The sequence below is a fragment of the Enterobacter cloacae complex sp. SHL001 genome, assembly GCF_049236825.1.
Classification (GTDB): domain Bacteria; phylum Pseudomonadota; class Gammaproteobacteria; order Enterobacterales; family Enterobacteriaceae; genus Enterobacter; species Enterobacter hormaechei_C.
The window spans coordinates 372,765-391,345 of sequence record NZ_JBMKIP010000005.1 but is presented as its reverse complement, the minus strand read 5'-3'; the positions used below and the strand labels follow the sequence as shown (position 1 = coordinate 391,345).

Annotated in this window: 20 protein-coding genes; 16 read left to right on the top strand and 4 right to left on the bottom strand. The window is 55.3% G+C overall.

Annotated features, from left to right (window positions below):
* The first annotated feature begins 29 nt into the window (after window positions 1-29).
* Window positions 30-767 (top strand): tRNA(1)(Val) (adenine(37)-N(6))-methyltransferase TrmN, encoded by a 738-nt coding sequence (gene trmN, locus ACOTYH_RS16370; protein ID WP_032654617.1) that lies wholly within the window; start codon window positions 30-32, stop codon window positions 765-767.
* On the opposite strand, the gene nadB is transcribed toward trmN, so the two are convergent.
* Window positions 752-2,371 carry an L-aspartate oxidase gene (nadB, locus tag ACOTYH_RS16365; protein ID WP_045337855.1) on the bottom strand — a complete coding sequence of 540 codons (1,620 nt, stop codon included), beginning with the start codon at window positions 2,369-2,371 and terminating at the stop codon, window positions 752-754. The two genes, trmN and nadB, sit on opposite strands and share 16 nt — an antisense overlap.
* 425 nt (window positions 2,372-2,796) lie before the next feature.
* Here nadB and rpoE point away from each other — a divergent pair, with 425 nt between their 5' ends.
* The 11 genes from rpoE (at window position 2,797) to acpS (ending at window position 12,179) form a co-directional block, all read left to right on the top strand.
* Complete coding sequence (gene rpoE / locus ACOTYH_RS16360; RefSeq protein ID WP_006176728.1) at window positions 2,797-3,372, top strand: RNA polymerase sigma factor RpoE; 576 nt, start codon at window positions 2,797-2,799, stop codon at window positions 3,370-3,372.
* 31 nt (window positions 3,373-3,403) lie between these two features.
* Window positions 3,404-4,054 (top strand): anti-sigma-E factor RseA, encoded by a 651-nt coding sequence (gene rseA, locus ACOTYH_RS16355; protein WP_015572138.1) that lies wholly within the window; start codon window positions 3,404-3,406, stop codon window positions 4,052-4,054.
* The gene (gene rseB, locus ACOTYH_RS16350; RefSeq protein WP_421637829.1) at window positions 4,054-5,007 is read left to right on the top strand and encodes a sigma-E factor regulatory protein RseB; all 954 of its coding nucleotides are present in this window, start codon (window positions 4,054-4,056) and stop codon (window positions 5,005-5,007) included. The genes rseA and rseB overlap by 1 nt, the downstream gene beginning before the upstream one ends.
* Entirely contained in the window at window positions 5,004-5,480 is a 477-nt protein-coding gene (gene rseC, locus ACOTYH_RS16345; protein WP_006811609.1) for a SoxR-reducing system protein RseC, read from the top strand. Before rseB ends, rseC begins: the two co-directional genes overlap by 4 nt.
* A 185-nt stretch (window positions 5,481-5,665) precedes the next feature.
* Complete coding sequence (lepA, locus tag ACOTYH_RS16340) at window positions 5,666-7,471, top strand: translation elongation factor 4 (RefSeq protein ID WP_003860714.1); 1,806 nt, start codon at window positions 5,666-5,668, stop codon at window positions 7,469-7,471.
* Between the two features lie 15 nt (window positions 7,472-7,486).
* Window positions 7,487-8,461 (top strand): signal peptidase I, encoded by a 975-nt coding sequence (lepB, locus tag ACOTYH_RS16335; protein ID WP_006811565.1) that lies wholly within the window; start codon window positions 7,487-7,489, stop codon window positions 8,459-8,461.
* Window positions 8,462-8,684: 223 nt separating this feature from the next.
* Entirely contained in the window at window positions 8,685-9,365 is a 681-nt protein-coding gene (rnc, locus tag ACOTYH_RS16330; protein WP_003860711.1) for a ribonuclease III, read from the top strand.
* Entirely contained in the window at window positions 9,362-10,267 is a 906-nt protein-coding gene (gene era / locus ACOTYH_RS16325; protein ID WP_003860709.1) for a GTPase Era, read from the top strand. The genes rnc and era overlap by 4 nt, the downstream gene beginning before the upstream one ends.
* Window positions 10,268-10,284: 17 nt before the next feature.
* Window positions 10,285-10,992 carry a DNA repair protein RecO gene (gene recO, locus ACOTYH_RS16320; RefSeq protein WP_015572142.1) on the top strand — a complete coding sequence of 236 codons (708 nt, stop codon included), beginning with the start codon at window positions 10,285-10,287 and terminating at the stop codon, window positions 10,990-10,992.
* A gap of 75 nt (window positions 10,993-11,067) precedes the next feature.
* Complete coding sequence (gene pdxJ / locus ACOTYH_RS16315; protein ID WP_047062471.1) at window positions 11,068-11,799, top strand: pyridoxine 5'-phosphate synthase; 732 nt, start codon at window positions 11,068-11,070, stop codon at window positions 11,797-11,799.
* Window positions 11,799-12,179, top strand: coding sequence for a holo-ACP synthase (gene acpS, locus ACOTYH_RS16310; RefSeq protein WP_015572144.1), 381 nt, complete (start codon window positions 11,799-11,801; stop codon window positions 12,177-12,179). Before pdxJ ends, acpS begins: the two co-directional genes overlap by 1 nt.
* Here the strand turns inward: acpS and ACOTYH_RS16305 are convergent.
* Complete coding sequence (locus ACOTYH_RS16305; protein WP_003860704.1) at window positions 12,176-12,436, bottom strand: YfhL family 4Fe-4S dicluster ferredoxin; 261 nt, start codon at window positions 12,434-12,436, stop codon at window positions 12,176-12,178. The genes acpS and ACOTYH_RS16305 overlap by 4 nt on opposite strands.
* Window positions 12,437-12,492: 56 nt before the next feature.
* Window positions 12,493-13,341 (bottom strand): MurR/RpiR family transcriptional regulator, encoded by an 849-nt coding sequence (locus ACOTYH_RS16300; RefSeq protein ID WP_421637828.1) that lies wholly within the window; start codon window positions 13,339-13,341, stop codon window positions 12,493-12,495.
* 118 nt (window positions 13,342-13,459) lie between these two features.
* On the opposite strand from ACOTYH_RS16300, the gene murQ reads away from it, so the two are divergent.
* From murQ to tadA, 4 genes are read left to right on the top strand one after another with little or no spacing between them, the layout of a single operon-like run.
* Complete coding sequence (gene murQ, locus ACOTYH_RS16295) at window positions 13,460-14,356, top strand: N-acetylmuramic acid 6-phosphate etherase (protein WP_015572145.1); 897 nt, start codon at window positions 13,460-13,462, stop codon at window positions 14,354-14,356.
* A gap of 9 nt (window positions 14,357-14,365) precedes the next feature.
* On the top strand, window positions 14,366-15,730 hold the full coding sequence (locus tag ACOTYH_RS16290) for a PTS transporter subunit EIIC (RefSeq protein ID WP_421637827.1): 1,365 nt from the start codon (window positions 14,366-14,368) through the stop codon (window positions 15,728-15,730).
* Between the two features lie 3 nt (window positions 15,731-15,733).
* Window positions 15,734-16,369, top strand: a complete 636-nt coding sequence (yfhb, locus tag ACOTYH_RS16285; RefSeq protein ID WP_126495555.1) for a phosphatidylglycerophosphatase C — start codon at window positions 15,734-15,736, stop codon at window positions 16,367-16,369.
* 24 nt (window positions 16,370-16,393) lie between these two features.
* Entirely contained in the window at window positions 16,394-16,933 is a 540-nt protein-coding gene (gene tadA, locus ACOTYH_RS16280) for a tRNA adenosine(34) deaminase TadA (protein WP_023295164.1), read from the top strand.
* Here the strand turns inward: tadA and mltF are convergent.
* The gene (gene mltF / locus ACOTYH_RS16275) at window positions 16,821-18,371 is read right to left on the bottom strand and encodes a membrane-bound lytic murein transglycosylase MltF (RefSeq protein ID WP_421637826.1); all 1,551 of its coding nucleotides are present in this window, start codon (window positions 18,369-18,371) and stop codon (window positions 16,821-16,823) included. The genes tadA and mltF overlap by 113 nt on opposite strands.
* Window positions 18,372-18,581 lie beyond the last annotated feature (210 nt).

Below are 18,581 nucleotides of genomic sequence, written 5' to 3'. Positions count from 1 at the left end.
TCCAGTTTCACTCAGAAGGTTGCCCTGACATGTCTCAACTCAAAGCGCAGTTGCGCCGCGATGGTTTTACGTTTAAACAGTTTTTTGTGGCGCACGATCGTTGTGCGATGAAAGTCGGTACAGACGGTATTTTACTGGGTGCATGGGCGCCTGTCGCAGGTGTAAAACGCATTCTGGATATTGGTACGGGCAGCGGACTTCAGGCGCTGATGCTGGCGCAGCGAACGGAAGAACACGTCACGATCGACGCCGTTGAGCTTGATCCTCAGGCGTCCCGGCAGGCAAGTGAAAACGCTGCCGACTCTCCGTGGGCAGATCGCATCAGGGTAGAATGCGCCGATGTCCTGACCTGGGCGTCGGAGCAAACCGCGCGTTACGATTTGATTGTCAGCAATCCGCCGTATTTCACGCCAGGCGTGGAATGTGGAACGCCGGAACGCGAGCAGGCACGTTACACCGGCTCGCTCGATCACAAGGCGCTACTGACCAGTGCGGCGGAGCTCATCTCGGAAGAGGGATTTTTCTGCGTGGTCTTGCCTGAAAGCACGGGTAATACCTTCATTGAGATCGCACGTGGGATCGGCTGGAATCTGCGTCTTCGTACCGATATTTCGGATACGGAAGGACGCTTACCGCACCGCGTGTTGCTGGCGCTCTCGCCGAAAGAGGGGGAATGCTTTATCGACAGGATGGTCATTCGTGGGCCAGACCAGCGTTATTCCGAAGATTACACTGCCCTGACCCAGGCCTTTTATCTGTTTATGTGAACCTGCGGCGTCAACACCGACGGGCCGGACATTTCAAGCGGTTCGGGATAGTCCAGCGTATAATGCAGGCCACGGCTCTCTTTGCGCATCATCGCACAGCGCACAATCAGCTCGGCAACCTGCACAAGGTTGCGCAGCTCCAGCAGATTATTAGAAACGCGGAAGTTGGCGTAATATTCATCAATTTCCTGCTGCAACATCATGATGCGGCGTAACGCGCGTTCCAGACGCTTTGTTGTGCGTACAATCCCGACATAATCCCACATGAAAAGCCGCAGCTCGTGCCAGTTATGCTGGATAACCACCAGTTCGTCCGGGTTTTCTACCCGACTTTCATCCCATGCCGGCAAGTGTGTTGTCGGACGTGCATAGGGCATGCGTTTGGTAATATCTTCCGCAGCCGACCACCCATACACCAGACACTCCAGCAGCGAGTTTGAGGCCATGCGATTCGCACCATGCAGGCCGGTGTAGCTGACCTCGCCGATCGCATACAAACCCTCCACGTCGGTACGACCATGATCGTCAACCATCACCCCGCCACAGGTATAGTGTGCGGCAGGTACAATCGGCACCGGATCGCGGGTTAAATCAATACCCAGACTCAGCAGCTTTTCATAAATCATCGGGAAGTGCTGGCGAATAAAGTCTTCCGGTTTATGGCTAATGTCCAGATACATACAGTCGACGCCAAGCCGCTTCATCTCGTGGTCAATGGCGCGGGCCACGATATCCCGCGGGGCAAGTTCACCTCGGGGGTCGAAGTCCGGCATAAACCGGGAACCGTCCGGACGCTTCAGATACGCGCCTTCGCCGCGCAACGCTTCAGTTAACAGGAAGTTACGTGCCTGCGGGTGGAACAGGGCGGTAGGATGGAACTGATTAAACTCCATATTCGCCACGCGGCAGCCTGCGCGCCAGGCCATGGCGATACCGTCTCCGGAGGCGATATCCGGGTTTGTCGTGTACTGGTAAACCTTGGAGGCGCCGCCGGTCGCCAGCACAACGGCTTTTGCCTGGCAGGTTTCCACCTTCTCTTTATTCCGATTCCACACCCATGCGCCGACAACACGGCGCGTGCCGGGCAGGCCAATCTTATCGGAAATAATCAGGTCGACGGCGTTGCTGCGCTCCAGCACCCGAATATTAGGATGGCTGAGGGCTTTGCTGACCAGCGTGGTTTCAACCGCTTTTCCGGTTGCATCAGCAGCGTGCAGAATACGGCGGTGGCTGTGCCCGCCTTCACGGGTCAGGTGATAGCTCTCTTCACCATTAGGCTGAACATGCGTATCAAACAGCACGCCCTGATCGATAAGCCATTGCACGCAGTGGCGGGCATTGCTGGCGACAAACTCTGCCGCATGCTCATCCACGATCCCGGCGCCGGCAATCAGGGTGTCTTCTACGTGCGAGGCTATACTATCCGTTTCATCAAACACGGCGGCAATACCGCCTTGTGCATAGAAGGTGGAACCTTCGCTCATCGGCCCTTTACTCAGCACGATTACGTTCTGATGTTCCGCCAGGCGCAGTGCGAGGGATAGGCCGGCAGCACCGCTGCCGATGATCAGTACATCACAATGAAGTTCAGGTGTCGTGTTCATGATGTTTGTTTAATTTACTAAACATGGTATGGGGAGAATAGCATTGTGATGCGAGATATCGCACGTTTTTTTTGTTGTGTGTTGCAATGACTAAACGGAAGGCCAGAAGTTAAATCTGCGCTAAATGGCCGGAAATATTTTGCGAAGCAGATCGTTAGCTTCAGATTTTGTGGTGAAATAAAGCCTGTGTTGCGTTACTCTTCTGACGATAAAGTTGATGATTCTTGTCAGAAAGCGGGTGCGTATCGTGAACAGACTTATAATGAGAGAAAATGAACGGTCTGCGGCGCGATGAACAAAAACAAAGGCGTTACGGAACTTATTGAAGAACAGACACTCTAATTCGGTGCTTGCTCAAAGTGCAATGTTGTTAGAGTGGCGTTTCGATAACGCGTGGAATTTGGTTTGGGGAGACATTACCTCGGATGAGCGAGCAGTTAACGGACCAGGTCCTGGTTGAACGGGTCCAGAAGGGAGATCAGAAAGCTTTTAACCTACTGGTGGTGCGCTACCAGCATAAGGTAGCGAGTCTGGTTTCCCGCTATGTACCGTCAGGCGATGTTCCTGATGTGGTGCAAGAGTCTTTTATTAAGGCCTATCGCGCGCTGGATTCATTCCGGGGGGATAGTGCTTTTTATACCTGGCTGTATCGTATTGCAGTCAATACGGCTAAGAATTATTTGGTTGCTCAGGGCCGTCGTCCGCCTTCAAGTGACGTTGACGCTATCGACGCAGAAAACTTCGAAAGTGGCGGCGCGCTGAAAGAAATTTCGAACCCTGAGAACTTAATGTTGTCAGAAGAACTGAGACAAATCGTTTTTCGCACGATCGAGTCGCTCCCGGAAGATTTACGCATGGCAATTACGTTACGGGAGCTGGATGGCCTAAGCTATGAAGAGATAGCCGCCATCATGGATTGTCCGGTCGGCACGGTTCGTTCACGAATTTTCCGTGCGCGAGAAGCCATTGATAATAAAGTTCAACCGCTTATCAGGCGTTGACGATAGCGGGATACTGGAAAAGGTATTAGGCATGCAGAAAGAAAAACTTTCCGCTTTAATGGATGGTGAAACGCTGGATAATGAGCTGCTCGATGAGTTGTCTCATTCTCCCGAAATGCAACAGACCTGGGAGAGCTATCATCTCATCCGCGACTCTCTGCGCGGTGATACCAGCGAGGTTCTCCATTTCGATATCTCAGCACGCGTTATGGCGGCCATTGAGAACGAACCTGTTCATCAGACCACGCCGCTGATTCCTGAAGCGCAGCCTGCACCTCACCAATGGCAGAAAATGCCGTTCTGGCACAAGGTGCGTCCATGGGCCAGCCAGCTCACCCAAATGGGGGTCGCTGCGTGCGTATCGCTTGCAGTTATCGTTGGGGTCCAGCACTATAATACTCAGTCTGAAGCCAATCAGCAGCCTGAAGCGCCAGTGTTCAATACGCTGCCGATGATGGGTAAAGCCAGCCCGGTTAGCCTGGGCGTACCGGCAGATGCCTCCGCAAGCGGCGGGCAGCAACAGCAGGTACAGGAGCAGCGCCGTCGCATTAATGCGATGTTGCAGGATTACGAGTTGCAGCGCCGTCTGCACTCCGAGCAGCTTCAGTTTGAGCAGGCCCAAACCCAGCAGGCTGCTGTGCAGGTGCCAGGAAACCAAACTTTAGGAACGCAATCGCAGTAATGAAGCAACTTTGGTTCGCCATGTCTTTGATGGCGGGTAGCCTGTTCTTCTCTGCTAACGCCTCGGCTGATGTTTCATCCGGGGCGTTGTTGCAGCAAATGAATCTGGCCAGCCAGTCACTCAATTACGAGTTGGCATTTATCAGCATCAATAAGCAGGGTGTCGAATCGTTACGCTATCGCCACGCCCGCCTTGATAACCAGCCGCTCGCCCAGCTTTTACAGATGGATGGCCCGCGTCGGGAAGTGGTCCAGCGTGGGAATGAAATCAGCTATTTCGAGCCTGGCCTTGAGCCGTTTACGCTCAATGGTGACTACATCGTTGATTCCCTGCCGTCGCTCATTTACACCGATTTTAAACGTCTCGCCCCCTACTATGATTTTATCTCGGTGGGGCGAACGCGTATTGCCGACAGGCTGTGCGAAGTGATCCGCGTTGTTGCGCGGGATGGGACACGTTACAGCTATATCGTCTGGATTGACGCAGAGACGAAGCTGCCGATGCGCGTTGATCTGCTCGATCGCGACGGTGAGACGCTGGAGCAGTTCCGCGTGATCTCCTTCGATGTGAACAGTCAGGTTGGCAACAGCATGCAGAATCTGGTCAAAGCCAGCCTGCCGCCTTTGCTTTCCGTGCCTGCCGGCGATTCTGTCAATTTTAACTGGGTACCATCCTGGATCCCGCAAGGGTTCAGCGAAGTTTCCAGCAGCCGTCGCCAGCTCCCAACCATCGAAACACCGGTTGAGTCGCGACTCTATTCCGATGGGCTGTTTAGCTTCTCGGTGAATATTAATCGCGCTACGGCGAACAGTTCCGAACAGATGCTCCGTACCGGTCGCCGGACGGTCAGCACGACAGTGCGCGATAATGCGGAAATTACCATTGTCGGTGAATTACCGCCGCCAACGGCAAAACGTATTTCAGACAGCATTAAATTCAGGGCTGCGCAATGATTAAAGAGTGGGCCACGGTCGTATCCTGGCAGGATGGCGTAGCGCTTGTCAGCTGTGACGTTAAAGCATCATGCAGCAGCTGCGCTTCGCGAGCCGGTTGCGGCAGCCGCGTGTTGAATAAGCTGGGGCCGCAAACGTCGCACACTATTGCTGTGCCGAGCGATCAGCCGCTGGTGGCAGGGCAAAAAGTGGAGCTGGGCATCGCTGAAGGTAGCCTGCTCACTTCCGCCATGCTGGTTTACCTTTCTCCGCTGGCAGGTCTGTTCGTGATGGGCGGGGTTTTCCAGATGCTGTTCGGCACAGATTTGGCCGCCATGTGCGGGGCCGCTTTGGGCGGCGTGGGCGGGTTCTGGCTTGCTAAAGGCGTTTCCCCAAGGCTTGCCGCCCGGGAAGCGTGGCAGCCCGTTATCCTCAGCGTTGCACTGGCACCCGACCAACTTCGTGTTGAGACGCTCTCTTCTGAGGCCCGGTAATCTGCCGGGCTTTATTATTATTTACATCGCAATAAAGAAAACGCCGTCTCTTCGCGCTATACCTGGCTCTAAGTGCATTTCCAGCTGACGAGGATGTAGTGTAGAATGCTGCGTTTTCGCACTGAAAAACGTCAGGCTAAGAACAGCGGCCTCCAGGAATTCGTAAGGCATAATTATTTAACTATATGAAGAACATACGTAACTTTTCGATCATTGCTCACATTGACCACGGTAAGTCGACGCTGTCTGACCGTATTATCCAGATTTGCGGTGGCCTTTCTGATCGTGAAATGGCAGCCCAGGTTCTGGACTCCATGGACCTGGAACGCGAACGCGGTATTACCATCAAAGCGCAGAGCGTGACGCTCGACTATAAAGCTTCCGATGGTGAAACCTATCAGCTGAACTTTATCGACACCCCAGGGCACGTTGACTTCTCTTATGAAGTGTCACGCTCGCTGGCGGCCTGCGAAGGCGCGCTGCTGGTGGTGGATGCCGGGCAGGGCGTAGAGGCCCAGACGCTGGCAAACTGCTACACCGCCATGGAAATGGATCTCGAAGTGGTGCCGGTTCTGAATAAAATCGACCTGCCAGCCGCCGATCCTGAGCGCGTAGCGGAAGAGATTGAAGACATCGTCGGTATTGATGCGACCGATGCAGTGCGCTGCTCGGCGAAAACCGGTGTCGGTGTTCCGGACGTACTGGAACGTCTGGTGCGTGATATTCCGCCGCCGGAAGGCGACCCGGATGCGCCGCTACAGGCGCTGATCATCGACTCCTGGTTCGATAACTACCTCGGCGTTGTCTCGCTGGTGCGTATTAAAAACGGCACCATGCGTAAAGGCGACAAAATCAAGGTCATGAGCACCGGCCAGGTCTACAACGCTGACCGTCTGGGCATCTTCACGCCAAAACAGGTTGACCGTACCGAACTGAAATGCGGCGAAGTGGGCTGGCTGGTCTGTGCAATTAAAGACATCCTCGGCGCGCCGGTGGGCGATACCCTGACCGGTGCACGTAACCCGGCAGATAAAGCGCTGCCAGGCTTCAAAAAGGTGAAACCGCAGGTTTATGCGGGTCTGTTCCCGGTCAGCTCTGACGATTACGAAAACTTCCGCGATGCGCTCGGAAAGCTGAGCCTCAACGATGCCTCCCTGTTCTACGAGCCAGAAAGCTCAACGGCGCTGGGCTTTGGCTTCCGCTGTGGCTTCCTCGGTCTGCTGCACATGGAGATCATTCAGGAACGTCTGGAGCGTGAATACGATCTGGATCTGATCACCACCGCCCCGACGGTTGTCTACGAAGTAGAAACCACATCGAAAGAGGTGATCTACGTCGACAGCCCGTCCAAGCTCCCGCCGCTGAATAATATTCAGGAACTGCGCGAGCCAATCGCAGAGTGTCACATGCTGCTGCCGCAGGAGTTCCTCGGTAACGTGATCACCCTGTGTATTGAGAAGCGTGGCGTGCAGACCAACATGGTTTACCACGGTAACCAGGTGGCGCTGACCTATGAAATTCCGATGGCAGAAGTGGTGCTCGACTTCTTCGACCGTCTGAAGTCTACCTCCCGTGGCTATGCGTCGCTGGACTACAACTTCAAACGCTTCCAGGCCTCGAACATGGTTCGTGTGGACGTGCTGATCAACGGTGAGCGTGTGGATGCGCTGGCGCTGATCACCCACAACGATAACGCACCGTACCGTGGTCGTGAGCTGGTTGAGAAGATGAAAGATCTGATCCCGCGTCAGCAGTTTGACATTGCGATTCAGGCGGCCATTGGTAACCACATCATTGCCCGTTCAACCGTGAAGCAGCTGCGTAAAAACGTTCTGGCTAAGTGCTACGGCGGCGACGTCAGCCGTAAGAAAAAGCTGTTGCAGAAGCAGAAAGAAGGTAAGAAGCGTATGAAGCAGGTCGGTAACGTTGAGCTGCCGCAGGAAGCATTCCTTGCCATCCTTCATGTTGGTAAAGACGGTAACGGTAAATAACCTTAAGGAGTTGGCATGGCGAACATGTTTGCCCTGATCCTGGTCATCGCTACCCTGGTGACAGGTCTGTTGTGGTGCCTCGATAAGTTTATCTTCGCCCCAAAACGCCGTGAACGTCAGGCTGCCGCGCAGGCAGCCACGGGCGATGCGCTGGACGCGAAAACCCTGAAAAAAGTCGGCCCAAAACCGGGCTGGCTGGAAACAGGGGCATCGGTATTCCCGGTGCTGGCGATTGTGCTGGTGGTGCGTTCATTTATCTACGAACCGTTCCAGATCCCGTCAGGATCGATGATGCCAACGCTGCTGATCGGTGATTTCATTCTGGTTGAGAAGTTTGCCTATGGCATCAAAGATCCGATCTATCAGAAAACGCTGATCGAAACGGGTCATCCGAAACGTGGCGACATCGTGGTGTTTAAATATCCGGAAGATCCGCGGCTGGATTATATTAAACGCGCGGTAGGTCTGCCGGGCGATAAAGTGACCTACGATCCGGTGGCAAAAGAGGTGACCATTCAGCCAGGCTGTAGCTCTGGCACCGCATGTGAAAATGCGCTGCCAGTCACTTACTCCAACGTTGAGCCAGCTGATTTTGTGCAGACCTTCGCCCGCCGTAACGGCGGTGAAGCGACCAGCGGATTCTTCCAGGTGCCAAAAGGTGAAACCAAAGAGAATGGCATTCGTCTGGTTGAACGCAAAGAGACGCTGGGCGATGTTACTCACCGCATTCTGACCGTGCCCATCGCACAGGATCAGCTGGCAATGTACTACCAGCAGCCAGGCCAACAACTGGCGACCTGGATTGTGCCGCCGGGACACTACTTCATGATGGGTGACAACCGCGATAACTCTGCGGACAGCCGTTACTGGGGCTTTGTGCCGGAAGCGAATCTGGTCGGTAAAGCAACCGCTATCTGGATGAGTTTTGAGAAGCAGGAAGGCGAGTGGCCGACCGGCGTTCGCCTGAATCGTATTGGCGGAATTCATTAATTTTCGCCAAAAATAACACGTAGCGGCTTTTATACGCCGCTACGTGAATTATTTCAGCGATAAATCTCTTTGAACTAACGACATCCCCTGTCGTTGTGTATAGAATATTCCCCCGAAGTTTAAGGTTGGCCCTGCAAGGGTGCCACGGCACACGAAACCGCGTTGGTTTTCTCAGGTCGGTTTCGTGTGCTGCATTTTTGACGCATTCATTTATTGGTATCGCATGAACCCCATCGTAATTAATCGGCTTCAACGGAAGCTGGGCTACACTTTTCATCATCAGGAGTTGTTGCAACAGGCATTAACCCATCGCAGTGCCAGCAGCAAACATAATGAGCGTCTCGAGTTTTTAGGCGACTCTATTTTAAGTTTTGTGATTGCAAATGCGCTTTATCATCGTTTTCCGCGTGTGGACGAAGGTGATATGAGCCGCATGCGCGCCACGCTGGTGCGCGGCAATACCCTCGCTGAAATCGCACGCGAGTTTGAGCTGGGTGAATGCCTGCGTCTGGGGCCAGGTGAGCTGAAAAGTGGTGGTTTCCGTCGTGAATCCATCCTTGCCGATACGGTCGAGGCATTGATCGGTGGCGTGTTCCTGGACAGCGATATCCAGACCGTAGAAAAGCTGATCCTTAACTGGTATCAGACCCGCCTGGACGAAATCAGCCCGGGCGATAAACAAAAAGATCCTAAAACGCGTCTGCAAGAATATTTGCAGGGTCGTCATCTGCCGCTGCCATCCTATCTGGTGGTGCAGGTGCGTGGCGAAGCCCACGATCAGGAATTTACCATCCATTGCCAGGTCAGTGGCCTGAGTGAACCGGTGGTCGGCACGGGTTCAAGCCGTCGTAAGGCTGAACAGGCTGCCGCCGAACAGGCGTTAAAAATGCTGGAGCTGGAATGAGCATCGACAAAACCTATTGCGGATTTATTGCCATCGTCGGACGTCCGAACGTTGGCAAATCCACCCTGCTGAATAATCTGCTTGGGCAGAAGATTTCTATCACCTCGCGTAAGGCGCAGACCACGCGTCACCGCATCGTCGGTATCCATACTGAAGGCGCGTATCAGGCGATCTACGTCGATACACCGGGCCTGCACATGGAAGAGAAGCGCGCCATCAACCGTCTGATGAACAAGGCGGCGAGCAGCTCCATTGGCGACGTAGAGCTGGTGATTTTCGTTGTGGAAGGCACCCGCTGGACGCCGGACGACGAAATGGTCCTGAACAAGCTGCGCGACGGCAAAACGCCGGTGATCCTCGCAGTCAATAAAGTGGACAACGTGCAGGAAAAAGCCGATCTGCTGCCGCACCTGCAATGGCTGGGCAGCCAGATGAACTTCCTGGACATCGTCCCGCTGTCTGCGGAAACGGGTCTGAACGTTGATACCATCGCGGGTATCGTGCGCAAGCATCTGCCGGAAGCGACTCATCACTTCCCGGAAGACTACATCACCGATCGCTCTCAGCGTTTTATGGCGTCTGAAATCATCCGTGAGAAGCTGATGCGTTTCCTGGGCGCTGAACTGCCGTACTCTGTGACGGTGGAGATCGAGCGTTTCCAGAGCAACGAGCGTGGCGGCTACGATATTAACGGTCTGATCCTCGTTGAGCGTGAAGGGCAGAAGAAGATGGTGATCGGCAATAAAGGCGCCAAGATCAAAACTATCGGAATCGAAGCCCGTAAAGACATGCAGGACATGTTTGAAGCACCGGTTCACCTGGAACTGTGGGTGAAAGTGAAATCTGGCTGGGCCGATGATGAGCGTGCGCTGCGCAGCCTCGGTTACGGCGAAGATCAGTAACCTAAGACGACGAGCATATGGATGGATGGCAGCGCGCCTTTGTCCTGCATAGTCGTCCCTGGAGCGAAACCAGCCTGATGCTGGACGTCTTCACGGAAGAGTCCGGTCGCGTGCGCCTTGTTGCCAAAGGCGCACGTTCCAGACGTTCTAATCTGAAAGGTGCCTTGCAGCCTTTCACCCCGCTGCTGGTCCGCTTTGGCGGGCGAGGGGAAGTCAAAACCCTGCGCAGTGCTGAAGCCGTCTCCCTGGCGCTTCCTCTTTCTGGTATCACGCTCTACAGCGGTTTGTATGTTAACGAACTCATCTCACGGGTTCTTGAACATGAGACCCGCTTCTCTGAACTTTTCTTTGATTACCTGCACTGTATTCAGGCACTTGCTGGCGCAACCGGCACCCCTGAGCCTGTTCTGCGTCGTTTCGAACTGGCTCTGCTCGGGCACCTTGGTTACGGCGTCGATTTTCTGCACTGTGCGGGAAGCGGAGACGAGGTAGAAGACACCATGACCTATCGCTATCGTGAGGAAAAGGGCTTTATTGCCAGTGTCGTCGTCGATAACAGCACCTTTACCGGGCGCCAGCTCAGAGCACTGTATGAACGCGAGTTCCCGGACGCCGACACTCTGCGTGCGGCAAAACGCTTTACCCGAATTGCGCTCAAGCCGTATCTTGGGGGCAAACCTTTAAAGAGCCGCGAATTATTCAGGCAGTTTATGCCGAAACGCTAATGTTTTACCCCTCACCCCAGCCCTCTCCCGGAGGGGGAGGGAGAAGGTAAATGAACAAAAATACCGAGGATTGTCATGGCTGAATTACTGTTAGGCGTCAACATCGATCACATCGCCACGTTACGTAATGCACGCGGTACCGCGTATCCCGATCCGGTTCAGGCGGCGTTTATCGCTGAGCAGGCTGGCGCCGACGGCATTACCGTTCACCTGCGTGAAGATCGTCGCCACATCACCGACCGGGACGTGCGCATCCTGCGTCAGACGCTGGACACCCGCATGAATCTGGAGATGGCGGTCACCGAAGAGATGCTGACCATTGCCTGCGAGACTAAACCGCATTTCTGCTGCCTGGTGCCGGAAAAGCGTCAGGAAGTGACCACCGAAGGCGGTCTGGATGTGGCCGGGCAGCTCGACAAAATGCGCGATGCCTGCAAACGCCTGGCGGATGCCGGTATCCTGGTTTCTCTGTTTATCGACGCCGATTTCACCCAGATTAAAGCCGCTGCCGACGTGGGTGCGCCGTATATTGAAATTCACACCGGCTGCTATGCCGATGCCGAAAACGATGCAGCGCAGGCGAAAGAGCTGGAGCGAATCGCCAAAGCGGCAACCTACGCCGCGAGCCTGGGACTGAAGGTTAACGCCGGTCACGGCCTGACCTATCACAACGTAAAAGCCATCGCTGCCCTGCCGGAAATGCACGAGCTGAACATCGGCCACGCCATCATTGGCCGCGCGGTGATGAGCGGTCTGAAAGAAGCGGTTTCCGAGATGAAGCGCCTGATGCTGGAAGCGCGTCAGTAATGGCTATTCTGGGCTTAGGCACCGACATCGTTGAAATAGCCCGCATTGAAGCGGTGATCGCCCGGAGCGGCGATCGCCTCGCAAGACGCGTGCTAAGCGATAACGAATGGGCTATCTGGGAGGCGCATCAACAGCCGGTGCGCTTTCTGGCAAAGCGTTTCGCGGTAAAAGAGGCGGCGGCGAAAGCGTTCGGCACGGGCATTCGTAACGGCCTGGCGTTTAACCAGTTTGAAGTGTTTAACGATGAGCTGGGTAAGCCACGTCTGCGTTTATGGGGCGAGGCGCTTAAGCTGGCGGAAAAGCTGGGCGTGGCGCACATGCACGTAACGCTTGCAGATGAACGCCACTACGCCTGTGCGACGGTGATCATCGAGAGTTAAATTTTGTCCGCATGGTGCATCAGGACAAACTTATCCCACAGCTGTTCTTCGTTCTCGACGTGTGCCGGATCTTTTAAGATCGTATTGGGAATGGGGCACACCTTCTGGCAGGTCGGCGTCTCATAGTGGCCGATGCATTCGGTGCAGCGGTCGCTGTTAATCTCATAAATGCTGTCGCCCATCGAAATCGCCTCGTTCGGGCATTCGGGTTCGCACATATCGCAGTTGATGCATTTTTTGGTGATTAACAGCGCCATCAGGAAATTCTCAGAAACATCACAAACAGGGCGGGCATTATACGCTCATTCGTTGTTCAGACCAGTTTTTTTACCAGCTCTTCGCTGTGACGAATACGCTCTGGCGCACGCTCCAGATCCTGCTGAACCAGCGCCATAAACAGCAGGTCCGTCAGCATCATCTGCGCACTCGTCGACGAAATCGCCGCACTGCGAGTGGCCTGTTCCTCGGCAATGGTATACAGACAGCGGGTGGCCCGCTGCTGGAGCGCATTCGGGCTGAAGCCAGTAATCGCCAGAATTTTTCCTCCTACGCGCAGGGCTTCGTCGGTAGCCATATTAATTTCACGACGCTCGCCGGAATAGGAGATGGCCAGCAGTAAATCGTCAGGATCCATGGCCTGCACGGTCGCCAGCAGCGCGTGCATATCCTGTTCAACGATGGCGTTATAGCCGATTTTTGTCAGCTTCCAGCCAAAGTTACGCGCAACCAGTCCGGAGGCGCCGATCCCGGTCAATACAATACGCCGCGCGTCGCGAAGCATGGCTACGCTTTCCAGCAGCTTCTCTTCCGTGTTCACATCCAGCGTGGCATGCATTGCCGCCACGTTCTCTTTGATCAGCTTTTCGCCGACCAGACGCATCGGATCGTCGCCGCGGATCTGGTTATGCACCGGCATTGACTGCGGATTAGGGTTGCTTACCAGTGCTTCACTGATCGCCAGTTTTAGCGCCGGAAAGCCTTTATAGCCTATCTTCTGGGCAAATTTCACCACGCTCGACTGGCTCACCCCGGCTTCGCCTGCCAGCTGCTGGGAGCTGAGGCGTCGCGCGCGATCGGGCTGGGAAAGTAAATAATCCGCCAGCTTTTTGTCACTCTGGGCAAACCCTGCGTAGCGCTGGCGAATACGAATTAAACAGTTCATACGGTCTCCTGGCGAAAATGTGATTACCCGCGCAAATACGAATTTTGCTCGCCTGAATGAATTTTATATTCCATTATAGTGCGTTTATTATGAATTAAAAATTCCATAGGTAAATAACATGAATCTAGGCTCTCTTGTTTCTGAAACGCGTAACCCGCAAACCATGGATCTTGATGCACTGTCCACGCTGGAGCTGGTAAACCGCTTTAATCAACAGGATACCCTCGTCGCGCTGGCAGTCAAAGAGACATTGCCCGAGGTGGCGAAAGCCGTAGACGCCGCTGCCGACGCTCTGAAAGCAGGAGGACGCATTATTTACATGGGGGCGGGTACCAGTGGGCGCCTCGGTGTGCTGGATGCCTCAGAGTGTCCCCCGACCTTTGGCGTTCCGCACGGTCTGGTCGTTGGCCTGATTGCCGGTGGCCCCGGCGCGCTGCTGAAAGCGGTGGAAGGGGCAGAAGACAATAAACAGCTTGGGGAAGACGATCTCAGGGCGCTGAACCTGACCGCGCAGGATCTGGTCGTCGGGCTGGCGGCTTCTGGTCGTACGCCGTACGTCATTGGTGGGCTGGAATACGCCAGACAAACGGGATGTACCACGGTGGCCATCTCCTGTAACCCGGGTTCGCCGATTGCGCAGGTGGCCGCCATTGCCATCTCTCCGGTCGTCGGGCCGGAAGCGCTCACCGGCTCCACGCGCCTGAAATCGGGAACCGCGCAGAAGCTGGTGCTCAATATGATCTCCACCGGCGCGATGGTGAAATTCGGCAAGGTCTACCAAAACCTGATGGTGGATATGCAGGCCACCAACGTCAAGCTGGTGGACAGAGCCTGCCGCATGGTGATAGAGGCGACAGGGGCAGGTCGGGAAGAGGCGGAAGCGGTACTCAAACAGACCGATTACGACGTCAAACCCGCCATTCTGATGATATTAACCGGGCTGGATGCAGCCGCGGCCAGAGCCAGGCTCGAAGCCCATCACGGGTTTTTACGGGCGGCATTAGAACACCAATAAGAGGCGTGTATGGACAAAACAGCAGCGCTCGCCAGCGACATCCTGCTTGGGATCGGTGGGGAAAAAAATATTCAGCGTCTGGAAAACTGCATGACGCGTGTACGCGTCGAGGTGCACAACGACGAAAAGCTTGATTTAACGCGCCTGAAGCAGCTCCCCGGCGTGAGCGGGTACGTTAAACAGGGGCAACAGCACCAGCTGATTGTCGGTCCGGGCAAAGCGGCGCAGGTGGTTGATGCCATGCGCGCCCTGATGACGGGCAGTGAAACGGCTCCCGTCTTTGACGACGCGGAACGCACCAAAGCGCAGGCGAAAGCCAAATACAAAGCCCCCATGAGCGATGCGCTGCGCCAGCTGGCAAACGTCTTTATTCCTCTGATCCCGGCGTTTATCGCATCGGGGCTGATCACCGGGATTATCAATATCCTCAAGCGTCCGGATATTGTCGGGAATTTCGCCACCCAGTATCCGAACCTGCTGGGTATTCTGGCGATTTTCGGCAGCGCGGTGTTTGCCATCATGAACATTCTGGTGGGGGTAAACACGGCCAAAGTGTTCGGCGGCTCGCTGGCGATGGGCGGCGTAATGGCGGGTATCCTCTCCAGCCCGCAGCTGGCGCAGATTACGCTGTTTGGCGAGGTGCTTCAGCCTGGCCGCGGTGGGGTGATTGCCGTGCTGCTGGTGGTCATTCTGATGTGCTGGATCGAGAAAAAGCTGCGCGCGTTGCTGCCAGGCTCGATTGAGCTGATCCTCAACCCGCTGCTGACCACATTGATTACCGGGAGCGTGGCGATTGTGGCGCTGCAACCGTTAGGCGGCGCGATCTCTGAAGCCATCGCCCACGGCGCGTCTCTGGCGATCGATCGCGGCGGGCTGCTGGTGGGGGCCGTGCTGTCCGGGACCTTCCTGCCGTTAGTGCTGACCGGTCTGCATCAGGGGCTGGTGCCGATCCACGTCGAACTGGTACAGGCGCACGGCTATAACGCACTGCTGCCGATCCTGTCGATGGCGGGCGTTGGGCAGGTCGGCGCGGCCATCGCGGTGCTGATGAAAACCCGCAACGCGCGTCTGAAAAAGGTCATTAAAGGGGCGCTGCCGGTCGGGTTACTCGGTATCGGCGAACCGTTGATTTTCGGCGTGACCTTGCCACTGGGTAAGCCGTTCCTGGCCGCCTGTCTCGGTGGCGCGGTGGGCGGGGCGTTAATCAGCTACTGGAAAGTGGCGACCGTCATTACCTTCGGGATCTCCGGTTTACCGCTGGCATTAACCATCGTGACCGGAAAAGTGATGCTCTATCTGTTAGGCTATCTGGTAGCGGTTATCGCCGGGTTCCTGTTTACCTGGCTGTTAGGATTCAACGACCCAGAGGAGTAAGGTTTGGCCAGTCACGAGCGTCGCGTTGTCTTTTTTGATCTGGATGGAACGCTGCATCAGCAGGATATGTTCGGCACCTTTATGCGCTACCTGCTGCGGCGCCAGCCCCTTAACGCGTTGCTGGTATTACCCCTGTTACCCGTTATTGGTATCGCGCTGCTGGTGAAAGGCCGTGCAGCGCGCTGGCCGATGAGCCTGCTGCTCTGGGGATGCACGTTTGGTCATAGCGAAGCGCGCCTTAAGCAGCTCGAACAGGATTTTGCGCACTGGTTTCGCGGGCACGTCGCCGCGTTTCCCGTGGTACAGGCGCGCCTGACCAGCTATCTCGACGCCAACGATGCCGATATCTGGCTGATTACCGGCTCCCCGCAAACGCTGGTGGAGCATGTCTATTTTGATACGCCCTGGCTGCCGCGCGTGAATCTTATCGCGACACAAATCACGCGCGGCTACGGCGGCTGGGTGCTGACTATGCGCTGCCTCGGACATGAAAAAGTAGTGCAGCTGGAGAAACGCATCGGTACGCCGCTGCGTCTGTACAGCGGCTACAGCGACAGCAAGCAGGACAACCCGCTGCTCTATTTTTGCCAGCACCGCTGGCGCGTCACGCCTCTGGGCGAACTTCAGCAACTCGAATAGTCTTATCTGTACCGGCTGTGTATAATGCCGCCCGCTTTTCGACTGGAGTATCAGCCCTTGTCCAACCCTGAACACAATCATGAATACTGGATGCGCCATGCGCTGGCGCTGGCTCAGCGCGCCTGGGACGAGGGCGAAGTGCCCGTGGGCGCGGTTCTGGTCCATAACAATCAGGTGATTGGGGAAGGGTGGAACCGTCCGATTGGCCGTCACGATCCTACCGCGCATGCTGAAATTATGGCGCTGCGTCAGGGCGGACTGGTGCTGCAAAACTATCGTCTGCTTGATACCACCCTGTATGTCACCCTTGAGCCGTGCGTAATGTGCTCCGGGGCGATGGTGCACAGCCGAATCGGTACGCTGGTGTTTGGCGCGCGGGATGAAAAGACGGGCGCTGCTGGTTCACTGATGGACGTACTTGGGCATCCGGGGATGAACCACCAGGTGAAAACTATCGGCGGGGTACTTGCACCAGAATGTTCGGGTCTGTTAAGTGACTTTTTTCGAATGCGTCGGCAGCAGAAAAAGCAACAAAAGGCAGAATTGAAACCGCAGGATGATTAAGCTCGTCCGGTGCGACCACCGGATAGCTTTCAGCCAGCTGTTGCGCCTCGGCCGCCTCTTTTTCTTTCTCCAGCAGATATCCCACCAGGCTTATCTGATACTTACGAATATTTTCCACGTAGGCATACGCTTCATGCCCGCGCGCATAGCCGTACGTCAGCTTCTGGTACCACTGTTTCTGGCTAAGCAGCGGCAGGCGCTGTTTTACATCTGACCAGCTGTCCGGGTTACCTTTGGTTTTCGCCGTCAGCGCCCGCGCGTCGAGCATGTGCGCATAACCCATGTTATAGGCGGCCAGCGCAAACCAGATACGCTCCCCTTCCGGGACCGTCTCCGGCACTTTCGCCATCATATCCTGTAAATACTGCGCGCCGCCGCTGATGCTCTGTTCCGCATCGGTCCGGTCGCTGATGCCGAGGCTCTGGGCGGTATTTTTGGTCAGCATCATCAACCCGCGCACGCCCGTGGGGGAGGTGGCCTGAGCATCCCAGTGCGATTCCTGGTAGGAAATCGCCGCCAGCAGCTTCCAGTCAATCTCCTGGGCGTACTTCTCAAACAGCGGTTGCAGGTCCGGCAGCACGCTGTCCACCGCGCGCAGGAAAGTGCGGGTGTCAACGTAATCAAAATCGTCCCCGTGACCGAGATATTTCTCTTCCAGGCGCGACAGGGTGCCGTCTTCATTGATGGAATTAAAGAAATCGAGCATAGCCGCAGAGACGGTTTGATCGTCGTCTAGCTGGGTAAACCAGGTCACCGGCTGTTCGTCGGTCACATCCAGCGCCACGGCGATTTCAGGATGAACGCGCTGGAAAAGGCTGATCGCCACCGAATCAGCAATGGTATAGGCCAGCTTTTTATCTTTTACCTGCTCCAGCAATTCAGTCGTGCCGAGTTTAGGATCGACCGTCCAGCTGAGGTTAGGGTATTTTTTCTCTTTCAACGCCCGCAGATCGTCAATCACCACATGGCCTGGCGCAATGGTCAATTGCTGGTCGGTGATGTCGGCCAGTGAGCGTGGGCGCAGGCTACCCACACGATAAACCACCTGCTGCGACACGGAGTAATAGGTCGGGCCCGGCTGATAGTTTTTGCTGCGTTCGCTGTTGTACACCAGACCTGCGGCGAGAATATCGGCACGGTCATGGTCCAAATCATCAAACAGCTGGTTGATGTTCTGCCGCACGGTAACTTTCAGCTTCACGCCCAGATAGTCCGCAAACAGCTGTGCCAGTTCGTAATCAAGACCGATGGTTTTACCGTTGATATCGTCGTAAATAAGCGGGGAGGAGAGGGTACTGACGCGCAACTCCCCCCGCTCCTGAATGGCGGCGATACGGTTTTCGGCCTTGCCGAACCAGGGGATAGACGGCCAGAGGGCCACTGCCAGCAGCAACGTAACAATGCCGATGAGCAGATAATTAATCTTTAATTTTTTCAATTAGTTAATTCTCTGCGACGCCGGTTGCCTCAGTGTGCTGTAGTCATGTTAAGAGTAGAGTTTGCCATTGATTGAGCGGCATTTTGCGCAAAGTAGCGCCAGTTGGCAACCAATTAGAGAGACAGGTCACATCTATTGTTAAACATAAAGGATGATTTTATTTCGACGCAAACGGTTTCGTCGGCGCTCAGGATTCTCTATAATGACGCC

Coding starts and splice junctions, on each gene's coding strand:
- rpoE (WP_006176728.1), top strand. CDS start 2,797: ATGAGCGAGCAGTTAACGGACCAGGTCCTGGTTGAACGGGTCCAGAAG.
- era (WP_003860709.1), top strand. CDS start 9,362: ATGAGCATCGACAAAACCTATTGCGGATTTATTGCCATCGTCGGACGT.
- tadA (WP_023295164.1), top strand. CDS start 16,394: ATGCCGCCCGCTTTTCGACTGGAGTATCAGCCCTTGTCCAACCCTGAA.
- rseA (WP_015572138.1), top strand. CDS start 3,404: ATGCAGAAAGAAAAACTTTCCGCTTTAATGGATGGTGAAACGCTGGAT.
- ACOTYH_RS16300 (WP_421637828.1), bottom strand. CDS start 13,341: ATGAACTGTTTAATTCGTATTCGCCAGCGCTACGCAGGGTTTGCCCAG.
- trmN (WP_032654617.1), top strand. CDS start 30: ATGTCTCAACTCAAAGCGCAGTTGCGCCGCGATGGTTTTACGTTTAAA.
- murQ (WP_015572145.1), top strand. CDS start 13,460: ATGAATCTAGGCTCTCTTGTTTCTGAAACGCGTAACCCGCAAACCATG.
- rseB (WP_421637829.1), top strand. CDS start 4,054: ATGAAGCAACTTTGGTTCGCCATGTCTTTGATGGCGGGTAGCCTGTTC.
- ACOTYH_RS16305 (WP_003860704.1), bottom strand. CDS start 12,436: ATGGCGCTGTTAATCACCAAAAAATGCATCAACTGCGATATGTGCGAA.
- ACOTYH_RS16290 (WP_421637827.1), top strand. CDS start 14,366: ATGGACAAAACAGCAGCGCTCGCCAGCGACATCCTGCTTGGGATCGGT.
- recO (WP_015572142.1), top strand. CDS start 10,285: ATGGATGGATGGCAGCGCGCCTTTGTCCTGCATAGTCGTCCCTGGAGC.
- acpS (WP_015572144.1), top strand. CDS start 11,799: ATGGCTATTCTGGGCTTAGGCACCGACATCGTTGAAATAGCCCGCATT.
- lepB (WP_006811565.1), top strand. CDS start 7,487: ATGGCGAACATGTTTGCCCTGATCCTGGTCATCGCTACCCTGGTGACA.
- rnc (WP_003860711.1), top strand. CDS start 8,685: ATGAACCCCATCGTAATTAATCGGCTTCAACGGAAGCTGGGCTACACT.
- nadB (WP_045337855.1), bottom strand. CDS start 2,371: ATGAACACGACACCTGAACTTCATTGTGATGTACTGATCATCGGCAGC.
- rseC (WP_006811609.1), top strand. CDS start 5,004: ATGATTAAAGAGTGGGCCACGGTCGTATCCTGGCAGGATGGCGTAGCG.
- pdxJ (WP_047062471.1), top strand. CDS start 11,068: ATGGCTGAATTACTGTTAGGCGTCAACATCGATCACATCGCCACGTTA.
- lepA (WP_003860714.1), top strand. CDS start 5,666: ATGAAGAACATACGTAACTTTTCGATCATTGCTCACATTGACCACGGT.